The sequence below is a fragment of the Coprococcus sp. OM04-5BH genome, assembly GCF_003482105.1.
Lineage (GTDB): Bacteria > Bacillota > Clostridia > Lachnospirales > Lachnospiraceae > Coprococcus.
Genome location: NZ_QULM01000002.1, coordinates 102,312 through 114,862, shown reverse-complemented (window position 1 = coordinate 114,862; position 12,551 = coordinate 102,312). Strand labels below are relative to the sequence as shown.

The 12,551-nt window shown below is 41.1% G+C and carries 14 protein-coding genes; all 14 read left to right on the top strand.

Annotated features, from left to right (window positions below):
- Nucleotides 1–21 precede the first annotated feature (21 nt).
- The 14 genes from rpsU to DXB54_RS05955 all read left to right on the top strand — a co-directional run bounded on the left by rpsU (nt 22) and on the right by DXB54_RS05955 (nt 12,520).
- Nucleotides 22–198, top strand: a complete 177-nt coding sequence (rpsU, locus tag DXB54_RS06020; RefSeq protein ID WP_021939151.1) for a 30S ribosomal protein S21 — start codon at nt 22–24, stop codon at nt 196–198.
- A gap of 237 nt (nt 199–435) precedes the next feature.
- Nucleotides 436–702 carry a YabP/YqfC family sporulation protein gene (locus tag DXB54_RS06015; protein ID WP_021939152.1) on the top strand — a complete coding sequence of 89 codons (267 nt, stop codon included), beginning with the start codon at nt 436–438 and terminating at the stop codon, nt 700–702.
- Nucleotides 703–720: 18 nt separating this feature from the next.
- Complete coding sequence (locus DXB54_RS06010; RefSeq protein ID WP_118694572.1) at nt 721–1,980, top strand: sporulation protein YqfD; 1,260 nt, start codon at nt 721–723, stop codon at nt 1,978–1,980.
- Between the two features lie 43 nt (nt 1,981–2,023).
- Nucleotides 2,024–3,070, top strand: a complete 1,047-nt coding sequence (locus tag DXB54_RS06005; RefSeq protein WP_243104764.1) for a PhoH family protein — start codon at nt 2,024–2,026, stop codon at nt 3,068–3,070.
- Between the two features lie 5 nt (nt 3,071–3,075).
- A complete protein-coding gene (gene ybeY / locus DXB54_RS06000) occupies nt 3,076–3,588 on the top strand; it encodes an rRNA maturation RNase YbeY (protein ID WP_118694571.1) in 513 nt (170 codons plus the stop codon).
- On the top strand, nt 3,575–4,663 hold the full coding sequence (locus tag DXB54_RS05995; protein ID WP_021939156.1) for a DUF3048 domain-containing protein: 1,089 nt from the start codon (nt 3,575–3,577) through the stop codon (nt 4,661–4,663). Before ybeY ends, DXB54_RS05995 begins: the two co-directional genes overlap by 14 nt.
- A gap of 350 nt (nt 4,664–5,013) precedes the next feature.
- On the top strand, nt 5,014–5,451 hold the full coding sequence (locus DXB54_RS05990) for a hypothetical protein (RefSeq protein ID WP_118694570.1): 438 nt from the start codon (nt 5,014–5,016) through the stop codon (nt 5,449–5,451).
- A 127-nt stretch (nt 5,452–5,578) separates the two neighbouring features.
- Nucleotides 5,579–6,850, top strand: a complete 1,272-nt coding sequence (locus DXB54_RS05985; protein WP_118694569.1) for an aminoacetone oxidase family FAD-binding enzyme — start codon at nt 5,579–5,581, stop codon at nt 6,848–6,850.
- Nucleotides 6,802–8,454 (top strand): NAD(P)/FAD-dependent oxidoreductase, encoded by a 1,653-nt coding sequence (locus DXB54_RS05980; protein WP_330426358.1) that lies wholly within the window; start codon nt 6,802–6,804, stop codon nt 8,452–8,454. The genes DXB54_RS05985 and DXB54_RS05980 overlap by 49 nt, the downstream gene beginning before the upstream one ends.
- Before the next feature lie 43 nt (nt 8,455–8,497).
- Nucleotides 8,498–9,361 carry a glutamate 5-kinase gene (gene proB, locus DXB54_RS05975; RefSeq protein ID WP_118694720.1) on the top strand — a complete coding sequence of 288 codons (864 nt, stop codon included), beginning with the start codon at nt 8,498–8,500 and terminating at the stop codon, nt 9,359–9,361.
- A 6-nt stretch (nt 9,362–9,367) separates the two neighbouring features.
- Nucleotides 9,368–9,586: a DUF896 domain-containing protein gene (locus DXB54_RS05970; RefSeq protein WP_118694567.1), complete on the top strand. Its 219-nt coding sequence runs from the start codon at nt 9,368–9,370 to the stop codon at nt 9,584–9,586.
- 59 nt (nt 9,587–9,645) lie between these two features.
- A complete protein-coding gene (locus DXB54_RS05965; protein WP_118694566.1) occupies nt 9,646–10,206 on the top strand; it encodes a 5-formyltetrahydrofolate cyclo-ligase in 561 nt (186 codons plus the stop codon).
- 1 nt (nt 10,207) lies between these two features.
- Nucleotides 10,208–11,452 carry a glutamate-5-semialdehyde dehydrogenase gene (locus DXB54_RS05960; RefSeq protein ID WP_118694565.1) on the top strand — a complete coding sequence of 415 codons (1,245 nt, stop codon included), beginning with the start codon at nt 10,208–10,210 and terminating at the stop codon, nt 11,450–11,452.
- A gap of 69 nt (nt 11,453–11,521) precedes the next feature.
- On the top strand, nt 11,522–12,520 hold the full coding sequence (locus DXB54_RS05955) for a patatin-like phospholipase family protein (RefSeq protein ID WP_118694564.1): 999 nt from the start codon (nt 11,522–11,524) through the stop codon (nt 12,518–12,520).
- Nucleotides 12,521–12,551 lie beyond the last annotated feature (31 nt).

Genomic DNA, 12,551 nt, shown 5'->3' with positions numbered 1-12,551 from the left:
TGGAGGGAGGTCAGGTGAGAGATGTCAAACGTAATAGTTAAAGAAAACGAAACATTAGATAGCGCTCTTCGCAGATTCAAGAGAAACTGTGCGAAGGCAGGTATCCAGCAGGAGATACGTAAGAGAGAGCATTACGAGAAACCTTCTGTAAAGCGTAAAAAGAAATCAGAGGCAGCTAGAAAGCGTAAGTATAAATAAGACGTATAAATATGTGAAATGATTTTTTTACAAAAGCAGGTGTCATATGGCACCTGTTTTTTGTTATGGCAACGAGTCAAGTGCAACATGCTTGCATGATTGCATTTGACGACTGCTGATCAGCGGATAAAACTAGCAAAGCGTGTTTTATCGTTGATTTATTGCTTTTTCGTTCTTATTTTCCCGGTCATGGAATATATTTAAAAGAAAAAGTCTGGAATGTTCTGTGTATCATATATGCTTAAATTAAAATGGTTAAATGAATACATCGGTATCCCGGAGGATGTGTTCACGGCTAATTCAAGAGTTACTGTTCTTTCATATCGGTTCATATCCATAGAAAATTTCAAGAAGATAATTTGTGTTTCAGAAGATAACATAAGAATAAAATGCAAGAAATATATCGTAAACATAACAGGAAGAAAGCTTATGCTGCAGAATTTCACAGATTATGAAATAAGAATCACAGGTTTTATCAGCAGCATATCCTATGAAATGATATAAAGACTTCAGGGAGTTAGTATGTGGGATTATCTAAATATGATTTTTCGGGGATATGTGACTGTAAGCATTGACAGTAAAATCAGTGTGAGGTTTTTCAATATATGCAGATTAAAAAGGGTGAAGATATCAGGTATTGAGAGTATGACCGACAGTGATGAAGTGAGCTTTCGCACAAGTATAAAAAATAAAGAAATGCTTGTAAAAATAGCAGAGAAAACCGGCACTGACATAAAGCTGGAGGAATGTGGTCTTAACTGCATATGTCGCAGGATAAGAAACAAGCTTGTGATCCTGGGGGTATTTTTGTCTGTATGTACAATATTATACATACAGAATCTGTTTATATGGAGGATAGAAATAACAGGTCTTGACACCACAGGAGACTATGCTTACACCAATGAGGAGATTTCAGACTATCTGGCCACCTGTAACATCAGAACCGGAATGTTAAAAAAGGATGTGGAAAAAGAACACATAGAAAGCCTCATAAAGGAAAAATATCCAAAGGTAATATGGATAAGTGTATACACAAAAGGTACCTGTCTGTATCTTGATATGGAGGTTGCCAGGGTATACAATAATTATGGCGGTGCTTCGGCAAATATCTCCGATGTGGAGAAAAATTTCATGGAGTACTGTAACATAGTGGCAGACAGGGACTGTATCATAAAATCCATAATCACTTCAAACGGAACTCCGGTGGTTTCCGCAGGAGATGAGGTGAGTGCCGGAGATATACTTATATCAGGATCCGTATCCATAAATGATGATAGCGGTGATACTATCCGGACAAAACAAGTAAAAGCGTCCGGAGTCATATATGTCTACTGTGACGTTGATTATGACAGAACATATTCCTACAGCTACTACAGTAAGGAACCTTCCGGGGAAACAGGGCAATATAAAAGTATCGTTGTAGGAAGACTCCGCCTTGATATGGGCGGGGAACCATCAGGTAAAAGCTTTGAGAAGCGGCAGGAGCAGACCCAGGTATGCTTCTTTAATAAAATGTATCTCCCCATATATATAATCAACAATAACTACAGCGGATACAACTTAAAGGAGGCAAAATATACAGAAGAGGAGCTACGGATTATAGCTGACAGTGACCTGAATTATTATATTGACACTTTGCAAGAAAAAGGGGTGCAAATAGTAGAAAAAAATGTTAAAATAATAACTGTCGGCGAAACATTAAAAGCCAGTGGAACCATAAGGGTTGTAACACAGGCGGGGGTACCTGCGGAGCTTCATGAGGTGCCGGCGACAGAACAGTAGATCATGCCGTATGGCAGTATCAGCTTAGGAGAAGGAAAGAAAATTGGAAAGTATTTCAAAATCTATTACTGTTGCAACAGATCATGTTCAGAATGTATTCGGACAGTTTGATGCAAATGCCAAGAAAATCGAAAAAGCATTTTCAGTCACCATGATATTCAGGGATGACAAGTTAAAGATATCAGGTGAGGAGACATCTGTAGACAAGGCCATCAGAGTAATGAGCGAGTTGATAGAGCTTTCTGAGAGAGGTAATATAATAGACGCCCAGAAGGTTGATTATTCCATATCAATGGCTACAGGTACAGTGAACAACACTACGGAAAAGCTGGTGGATCTGGACAGGGATATAATATGTCACACTGTTCAGGGAAAACCTGTAAAGCCTAAAACCCATGGTCAGAAGAGCTATGTTAATGCCATAGACAAGTCCATGATAGTATTCGGTGTTGGACCTGCCGGAACCGGTAAAACCTATATTGCCATGGCGAAGGCCATAACTGCATTTAAGAATGGCGAGGTATCAAGGATAATAATGACCAGACCTGCCATAGAGGCCGGTGAGAAGCTGGGATTTCTTCCCGGAGATCTTCAAAGCAAGGTTGATCCATACTTAAGGCCTCTCTATGATGCCCTTTATGAGATCATGGGAGCAGAAAGCTTCATGAAGAATATGGAAAAGGGACTTATAGAGGTTGCCCCACTTGCATACATGCGAGGAAGAACACTGGACAATGCATATATTGTTTTAGATGAGGCACAGAATACAACGCCTGCCCAGATGAAGATGTTTCTTACAAGAATAGGCTTTGGTTCAAAGGCTATAATAACCGGAGATCTTTCCCAGAAGGATCTTCCCTTTGATTCCAAGTCAGGTCTTGAGGTTGCTCTGGATGTGCTTAAGAACGTGGACGAGATCAGTGTGTGCAGGCTTACAAGCCTTGATGTTGTAAGACATCCTCTGGTACAGAAGATCGTAAATGCATATGAAGCCTATGAATCTAAGAATGCAGCCAGAGAGAAGAAGCAGGCGGAAAGAAAGAGCAGCAAGCCAAGGAAAAATCACGCTGACGAAAGAAGTAAGAGGTAGTATATATGTCTTATTTTATAGAAAATGAATATGGTGATATTGAAATTTCTGACTATGAAAAGGTCATTAATGACATTATTGACGGGGCACTGGATTTCATAGAATGTCCCTACGAATGTGAGGTGAATGTCCTGCTTACGGACAATGCCTCAATACACGAAATAAATAACCAGCAAAGGAATATCGACAGACCTACAGATGTACTGTCATTTCCTTTGATTGATTATAAAACTCCTGGAGATTTCAGTATTGTAGAATCTGCCGTTTCGGATTATTTCAATCCGGAATCAGGAGAATTACTCCTTGGGGATATAGTTATATCCATAGACAAGGTTTACGAGCAGGCAAGAGAATACAATCATTCTGTTCACCGGGAACTTGCATTTCTTGTGGCACATAGCATGCTTCATTTGTTTGGCTATGACCATATGGAGGATGAGGAACGGATTCTTATGGAGAAGCTTCAGAAAAAAATTCTTACAATGAAAGGATACACAAGAGACTATGAAAAAATTTAAGCTTGGTTGTGTGATCGCAGCAGCAGCTATGGTATTCAGCATGGCAGCATGTGGAAACAAGGAAGAAAAAACAACAACTACGACGGAGCCTACTGTTGAGATTACGGAGGCAGAATTTCCAGATACATCGGAGGCAGTTACAGAGGTACAGCACGAAGGCTACTACAATGATCTTACCGGTGAGTGGAATACCGAAAGGACAACTCCTTATGGCAGACCTATAAGCGTAATGATCAACAACATCATTGACGCAATGCCACAGAGCGACGTATCCAAGGCAGATATAGTATATGAATGTGTTGTTGAGGGTGGCATCACACGACTTCTGGCAATCTTTAACGACTATGACAACATAGAGAAGTTAGGTTCTATCAGAAGCTGTCGTCACTATTATGTAACTATTGCCAATGAATTTGATTCCATATATCTTCACTATGGACAGTCTCCACAGGGACAGGATATGATCGACAGCACAGGCATAAATGACCTCAGTGGATTAAGTGCAGAGGGAAGTACAGTATATTACCGTTCTTCAGACCGCTCAGCACCACATAATGTTTATACAACTACTGATATGATAAAAGCAGGTATTGAATATAAGGGATATTCCACAGAACATCCTTCTGATTTCAAAAGCGTATTCAAGTTCAATGATGAGGTTGTGACACCTGAGGGTGGCGAGACAGCCAACAAGATCACAACTGCATTTGACAGCAGCAGAACACCTTGGTTTGAATATCACTCCGATGATGGTCTTTACTACAGATTCCAGTATGGTGAAGAGCATATTGATGACGTGACAGGTGAGCAGCTTAAGTACGAGAATGTCCTTATACAGTTTGCTGAATACTCAACTATCGATGATTACGGAAGACAGGATATTGCCCTTGTGGGTAAGGGTGACGGATATTACGCTTCAAACGGTGTTATTGTACCTGTAACATGGGAGAAGACAAGTCTTAATTCACAGACCAAGTACTACACAGCTGATGGGGAAGAGTTAAAGCTTAACCCTGGAAAGACATGGGTTACCGTATTTGAGAAGAACGACAAGTCAAATGTTACTTACGAGTAAGATTAAAATAAAACAAATATTGCAATGCATTGAAATGGTTAAATCCATGATCTGATCAATATTATATTTATGTTTTTGCATACAAAAAAAGGAGCCGAGGCTCCTTTTTTGTTTTGTATATATTTTAAGAGGGAGGTTGACATCGAATATGGGGAGTAGGATTTTCTATATCCGATGTCACAAATATGAAAATTGTATCAGCCCTTTTAAGGACTGAAAATAAATGAATATATTTAATATTCATGTTGATAATATAATATATATTTGTGAATTTTCTTTGTCCTTATTGTGATAAAAATATGTTTTTTGAAAAGGTTTTCAAAACATCCGGATACAAAGAGGGGATTTGTGTGGTGAGAAAGCTGATACTTATAGGTGCCGTAATTACATTAATGTTCACAGTAATAGGATTTGTCCTTAAATTTTTCATACCCGGAGTAAGCGGCACTGACGTATGTGAGATCCATAAGGTAAGTGATATGGACGTCACTCCTTATATGAGGATGAGCATTGCAGATGACGAAGGCAGGGAGGCTACGGGAATCATAGGTAATGACATGAAGAATATCACAACTGTTCTTAACGATGATAATGTAAATGCTGTGGATGGGTATTATCTTATGGAACTTGATGGCGCTGCCGTCATACTTACAGGAGATAAAAACCTGTATATGTATACTGACATACAGGTGACCGCTTTCCCTTTAAATGACAGGGTGAGGATACACTATGGTATGCATTTCAATTCCTTAAACGAATTATTTTCATTTCTTGAATCATATGAGTGAAAATGTTAAAATCTAACCTGTGAAGTCAGAAACTTTATTTTAAAACCAGAGATTTTATCTGTCAGGTTATGGAGGTTTTGCATGAAAGATGCACGCCGGAACGTGACGGTAGGATCAGGGAGAACATATGATATATAATGCGATCATAGCAGGTGGCGGGGCCTCCGGAATAGTGGCTGCCATTAAGGCTGCAGAGAAAATAAAACAGAATACATCAGGGAAACAGTCAAATGAGGCTCCCGGTGTTCTCATAATAGATAAGAACAAGAAGCTTGGCAGGAAATTATATGCCACAGGTAACGGAAGATGTAACATATCAAACGCACACTTTGACATATCCTGCTATAACAGCAGTCAGGAATTTTTTCCTTATGAAATTATAAACAATGATAGCTACAGGCGGGTAAATGATTTCTTCTTTGAGCTTGGAGTTCCATCGACTGACACCAACGGATATTTCTACCCCATGTCCCTGCAGGCTTCCACAGTGGTATGGAGCCTTTCAGACAGGATAAAAAGCCTCGGTATTGAAGTTAGGCTTAAGGAAGAGGTCACAGGTATAACCGGTATAAAAAATGTTTCAATTGATGGAGAAAATCTCTTTAAGGTAACAACAGACAAGGGCACCTATCAGTGCAGAAATCTTATTATAAGTACCGGAGGCTCTTCCTACGAAAGTCTCGGTGGAAGTGATACAGGCTATAAGCTTCTTGAGACTACAGGCCACAGGATGGTCCCTGTGTATCCGGCATTATGTAAGTTAAAGTGCAGCCGGAACATATCGGGAATGAACGGCCTGCGTACTGCTGCCGAAGCAAGGCTTACAGTTGATGACATAGAATACGGACACGAACAGGGTGAGCTTCAGATAAGCGGTGAATATCTGTCAGGAATAATGATATTTAACCTGAGTTCCCAGGCAGTAAGGTGTCTTCATGAAGGACACAGGGTGAAGATATATATATCCCTGGTTCCCGAGCTTACAGAAGAAGAGATAAAAAAAATCATAATAAATTCCAAATCTGCAAATGGTGACAGAACCGTATTTGCATGTCTTAACGGCATGTTAAATGAAAGAGCAGTACAATATGTCATGGACATTGCAGGTGTAGAAAACAGACCTGTGAAAAATATTACTGATAAAGAAGCGGCAGACCTTGCCCACACCATTAAAAATCTGGAATTTGATATTACCGGTCATGGAGATTACAGTGAGGCACAGGTTGTAAGCGGTGGTGCAGATACATCATATTTCAGTCCCGTAACAATGGAGTCAAAGCTTTTAGATGGTCTCTTTGTAACAGGTGAGGCTCTTGACGTGGACGGAATATGCGGAGGCTACAATATAACATGGGCAGTAATAACCGGAATGGCAGCCGGAGAAGGAATACATATATGATAAGGATAAACAATATAAAACTTAAACCCGGATATACCAATAGAGACCTTGAGGCTGAGATAAAGAGACAGCTTAAGCTTAAGACCGTACCTGAGTACAGGATATCCAAGCTGTCCATTGATGATAGAAAGATAAATGATGTTAAGATCATCATCTCCTGCGACATCCTTAATGTCAATGAAAAAAGTATATTAAAACGAGTAAGCAATAAAAATATTATGTTAACTACACCTGTTGAATATATCCCACAGGTAACAGGAGAAAGTGTCATCAAGGCTCCTCCGGTGGTGGTGGGAATGGGACCCGCAGGATTATTTGCAGCGTTAATGCTGGCTAGGCTGGGATTTAATCCTATAGTGTTTGAACGTGGAATGGATGTGGACAGCAGGACAAAATGTGTTAATGATTTCTGGAATGGCGACACCCCCCTTAACCCTGAATCAAATGTGCTGTTTGGTGAAGGCGGGGCAGGCACATTTTCTGACGGCAAGCTAAACTCAGTAATAAAGGATAAGTCAGGAAGAAGAACCTTTGTTTTAAAGACATTTGCAGAGTATGGAGCAGATCCGGAGATACTTGTATCAAATAAGCCCCATATAGGCACGGATGTTCTTGCTAAGGTAGTCAAGAACATCCGTCAGGATATCATAAGGCTTGGCGGGCAGGTGAATTTTTCATCAAAGCTTACGGATTTTACTTTAAAGGAAGATGGGACACTTAACTTATCCATACTTAAGGACGAACAGATAACAACCTACAACACGGAAGTGCTTATCCTTGCCATAGGCCACAGTGCCAGGGACACCTTCAAACTTCTGTATGACAAGGGACTTAAGGTGGAACAGAAGGCATTTGCCATGGGAGTCAGGATCGAACATAAAAGGGAGTTCATTAACCGGGGGAAGTATGGCGATAAGCCGGAGTATGAGAAGCTTCTGCCTACCGCAGATTACAAGTTCGCTCATAGCTGTGATAACGGAAGATCCGTGTATTCCTTCTGCATGTGTCCCGGAGGTTATGTTGTAAATTCCTCATCGGAGTCCGGAAGATTATGTGTAAACGGCATGAGCTACAGTGACAGAATGGCAGACAATTCAAACAGTGCCGTGGTAGTAAATGTCACTCCCGAGGATTTCGGCTCAGATCATCCTCTGGCAGGTATGTACATGCAGGAGCATTACGAGGAGATGGCATACAAGGCAGGAAACGGAGATATTCCGGTAACTACTTTTAAGGGCTTTAAAACAGATGAAAAAATATCTCATCTTGGGAATATAAAGCCCTGTATCAAGGGAAAATACCGCCTGGCAAGCCTTAAAGACTGTTTGCCTAAGTATATAAAGAATGCTATAATAGAAGGAGTTTTGGCCTTCGACAGATATATGCCGGGCTATGCCTGTGATGACGCAGTGATAAGCGGGATCGAGGCAAGAACCTCATCGCCTGTAAGGATAACCAGAAATGAGGAAATGACATCATATCACGGACTGATTTACCCCTGTGGTGAAGGTGCCGGATATGCCGGTGGCATAACCTCTGCGGCAGTGGACGGAATAAAGGCAGCGGAGGCTGTAATATCAAGATATAAGAATACACATGAATAAAAATAAAAACACACAAGACAGGAAAGTGACAGGATTATATATAATGGATAAAGAAAAATATTTCAAAAATAAAAACAGGATAGTTATAAAGATCGGTTCCTCATCCCTTATACATGAAGAGACCGGCGGTCTTGACTATGATAAGCTTGAGAAGCTTGTAAGGATAATATGCGATCTGAAAAATCAGGGCAAAGAGGTAGTCCTTGTTTCATCAGGTGCCATAGGCGTGGGAGTCAAGGCTCTCGGATTACTTAGAAAGCCTAAGACCGTGTCCTTAAAGCAGGCATGTGCCGCAGTAGGCCAGGGACAGCTTATGATGATCTACCAGAAGCTCTTCTTTGAATATCATAAGACAGCAGCACAGGTTCTTCTCACATTTGACGTGGTGTCCTCAGATGAGAGACGTCACAATGCCATAAACACATTTAACGAGCTGCTGCAGCTTGATGTGGTTCCTGTTGTAAATGAAAATGATACAGTGGGAATAGATGAGCTTGATGACAGCGTTACCTTTGGAGATAATGATACATTGTCAGCCATAGTTGCGTCAATGATACATGCAGACCTGCTTATAATCCTTACAGATATAGACGGTCTCTATACAGACGATCCTCATACCCATGCAGACGCAAAACTTATCCATGTGGTAGAGGAAATAGACGATAACATTAAGTCCATGGCGAAGGGAGCCATGAGCAGCTACGGCACCGGTGGCATGTCCACCAAGATTGCCGCTGCAAGGATAGCCACCAACTCAAACACCGATATGGCCATCGTGTCGGGAGCGGATTTAAATAATATAAACAGGCTCTTACACGGCGAGGACATAGGCACATTGTTCATGTCTCATAAGGAAAAGGACTTCAATGTGGAGAAATTTATATTAAGCAAGGAATATCTGGAGTAGAAAAGTATGGATGATAAGAAAATAGCCAGAATAAATGAACTGTATCACAAGTCAAAGACCACGGGACTTACGGTGGCTGAAAAGGAAGAGCAGAAGGCTCTCAGGCAGGAGTATGTGTGGGCAATAAAGAATGACCTGAGAAACACTCTTAACAACATAAGCATTAAGGAAAAGGATGGCAGTATCACAGATCTGAGCAAATTTGACAAGACAAAGAAAGTTTGATTTTAATTAAAACAACGATAGTTTGATTTCAATCAGTACAAAGAGAGTTTAATTTTAATATGGATAAAGATCAGGCAAGAAATACTATCAAAGAAAAAAGAAGAGCATTGACCAATGAATATATAGGCTTACACTCGGCACTTATATTCAACAATCTGAGAGATTTCGGTGTGTTTGATGACATAAGCCGGATATTTACCTATGTCAGTGCATATAAAGAGGTAGATACCATAAACATCATAAAATTCTGCCTTGACCAGGGCATAAAGGTATGCGCCCCAAGAGTTCGGGGTAAGGAAATGGATTTCGTGGGGATCACGGATTTCTCCCAGTTGAAGCCCGGAAGCTTTAATATCCCGGAGCCTGTATCTGATGATATAGTGGTGCCGGAGCAATCAGATGTAATGCTGGTGCCGGGGATAGTATTTGACAGGAAACTTAACCGCGTAGGCTTCGGCGGCGGTTATTACGACCGTTATTTTATGGAGCACCATGATCTTAAGACCATTGGTCTCGCCTATGACTTTCAGGTGATAGACCACATAGACACAGAAGAATTTGATATTAGAGTATCTGCTTTATGCACAGAGACGCAGATCATAACCGGAGGTGGAGCATAACATGTATTTAGAGAATATCGGAGCAAGAGCCAAGAAAGCTTCAAGGATAATGGCAAGACTTGGTCAGGCGGAAAAAAACAACGCACTTCTTAAGGTGGCAGAGGATCTTCTTGCCCACAAGTCAGAGATAATCAGTGCAAATGAGATTGACGTGGAAAATGGAAGAAAAAACCACATGCCGGAGGCACTTGTAGACAGACTTATGCTTACAGATTCCAGATTTGACGGCATAGTAGAGGGATTAAGGCAGGTGGCAGACCTTGAAGATCCTATAGGTGAGGTCATTGATATGAAGAAGAGACCTAACGGACTTCTTATTGGCAAGAAGCGGGTTCCTATGGGAGTTATCGGAATAATCTATGAATCAAGACCTAATGTTACCGTTGACGCATTTGCCCTTACCTTTAAGACCGGCAATGCGGTAATACTTCGTGGCGGAAGTGACTGTATCAATTCAAATATCGCCCTTGTAAATGTAATAAGGGAGTCCCTTGCGTCAAGTGGTATTACAGAGGACGCCATAATCCTTATAGAAAATACCGACCGTGCCATTGTAAATGAACTTCTTAAGCTTAACAAATATGTTGACCTGCTCATACCGAGAGGCGGTGCGGGACTTATAAAAAATGTGGTTGAGAACGCAACTGTTCCTGTAATTGAAACAGGTACAGGCAATTGCCACATTTACATCGACAAATACGCAGATCTTAACAAGGCGATACCTATAATCCACAATGCAAAGCTTCAGCGTTTAGGTGTATGTAACGCCTGTGAGTCACTGGTTATCCACAAGGACATTGCCGATCTTGCAATTCCTCTTATCGTTGCAGATCTTAAGGAAAATGACTGTGAGATACGTGGAGATAAGGCCGCAATGGCAATAGACAGTTACATAAAGGAAGCCACAGAAGATGATTTCAAGACAGAGTATCTTGCCAAGATCATATCAGCCAAGATCGTTGACAGTTTTGATGAAGCCGTGGAGCATATAAACAACTGCAGTACAGGTCACTCCGAGGCTATAATCACAGAGGATTACAACAGTGCCCAGAGATTTCTTGATGAGATTGATTCTGCCTGTGTATATGTCAATGCGTCAACACGTTTTACAGATGGATTTATGTTCGGATTCGGAGCCGAGATAGGCATAAGCACACAGAAGCTTCATGCAAGGGGACCTATGGGACTTTTAGCTCTCACATCCACGAAATATATAATATATGGCAATGGCCAGATCAGAGAATAGCAGCAACACGTAGTCTGTCAACAAGCTTATGGCACCAGAAGTATATGGTGCCATTTTGAGGTGGTAAATATGGATAATAACGAGCTTCAGGCAAAATTAAGGGAACTGGATGAGAAGGTAAAGGCGTCCATGTGCGGTATGGAGCACAGTAAGAGTACTGCTGTCGTACCGGAAGGAGACTTCGCCGTATGCTTCGGCGGTGGTGGCGGAAAGGGTGCCTATGAAGCAGGTGTTATAAAGGCACTTGCCAAGTATGATATGTTTAAACGCATAAAGGCTGTATCGGGAGCCTCCATAGGTGCATTAAATTCCATGCTCTATAACATGCAGGATCCTGAGCTTCCTGAGAAGGTGTGGAAGGATATAAAATTCGAAACAGTATTTGAAGCAGATCCATCCCTTATGTTTAACGGCAAGCCGGGATTTTTTAACCGGAAGGGGCTTGTGGATATCCTAAACAGATATATTGATTTGGACAAATTCTATGCAGGAAATATCAGCACATACATAAACACCACAGTAATATCTGATGGGGCAAAGAAAGAGAATTATTATAAGCTTAACGATCTTCCTAAGGATGAGATCATAGATCTTTTATGTGCAGCTTCAGCCCTTCCGTTTCTCTACGAATCGGTAACCTATGAAAACCAGGAAATGGTTGACGGAGGTCTTTCAAACAATATCCCTGTGGAGGTATTATACCACAATGGCTACAGACATATCATCGTGGTGGGCTGCGGCAGGAAGAACGCCAAGGATTTATCCGGCTATAAGGACGCAGACTTCATAGAGATATACCCGAGTGTGTATCTGGGAGACCTTATTGATGGTACATTGAATTACTCCAAAAAAGACATACTCTTCCGGATAGAACTTGGCTACAGGGACGCCTTAAGGGCACTTAAATTATATTTCACTGATGACCCATGCTACAAGGAGCAGCTTCCTTTGCTTGAGCAGAATGACTTAAATGAAATAAAGGCGAAGTTCCGCTACATGGATATAAGCGACCGGGTTTCAGACAACATGAAGAACCTCACAGACATGATAAGCAAATACGATAAGTAAATATCTCGCAAAAACAAAAAGGATAATTAAC

Excerpts from the sequence above, each read along its gene's own strand:
- DXB54_RS05960 (WP_118694565.1), top strand. The coding sequence starts at position 10,208 with ATGTATTTAGAGAATATCGGAGCAAGAGCCAAGAAAGCTTCAAGGATA.
- ybeY (WP_118694571.1), top strand. The coding sequence starts at position 3,076 with ATGTCTTATTTTATAGAAAATGAATATGGTGATATTGAAATTTCTGAC.
- DXB54_RS05970 (WP_118694567.1), top strand. The coding sequence starts at position 9,368 with ATGGATGATAAGAAAATAGCCAGAATAAATGAACTGTATCACAAGTCA.
- proB (WP_118694720.1), top strand. The coding sequence starts at position 8,498 with ATGGATAAAGAAAAATATTTCAAAAATAAAAACAGGATAGTTATAAAG.
- rpsU (WP_021939151.1), top strand. The coding sequence starts at position 22 with ATGTCAAACGTAATAGTTAAAGAAAACGAAACATTAGATAGCGCTCTT.
- DXB54_RS05995 (WP_021939156.1), top strand. The coding sequence starts at position 3,575 with ATGAAAAAATTTAAGCTTGGTTGTGTGATCGCAGCAGCAGCTATGGTA.
- DXB54_RS06010 (WP_118694572.1), top strand. The coding sequence starts at position 721 with ATGTGGGATTATCTAAATATGATTTTTCGGGGATATGTGACTGTAAGC.
- DXB54_RS06015 (WP_021939152.1), top strand. The coding sequence starts at position 436 with ATGCTTAAATTAAAATGGTTAAATGAATACATCGGTATCCCGGAGGAT.
- DXB54_RS05980 (WP_330426358.1), top strand. The coding sequence starts at position 6,802 with ATGGGCAGTAATAACCGGAATGGCAGCCGGAGAAGGAATACATATATG.
- DXB54_RS05955 (WP_118694564.1), top strand. The coding sequence starts at position 11,522 with ATGGATAATAACGAGCTTCAGGCAAAATTAAGGGAACTGGATGAGAAG.
- DXB54_RS05965 (WP_118694566.1), top strand. The coding sequence starts at position 9,646 with ATGGATAAAGATCAGGCAAGAAATACTATCAAAGAAAAAAGAAGAGCA.
- DXB54_RS05985 (WP_118694569.1), top strand. The coding sequence starts at position 5,579 with ATGATATATAATGCGATCATAGCAGGTGGCGGGGCCTCCGGAATAGTG.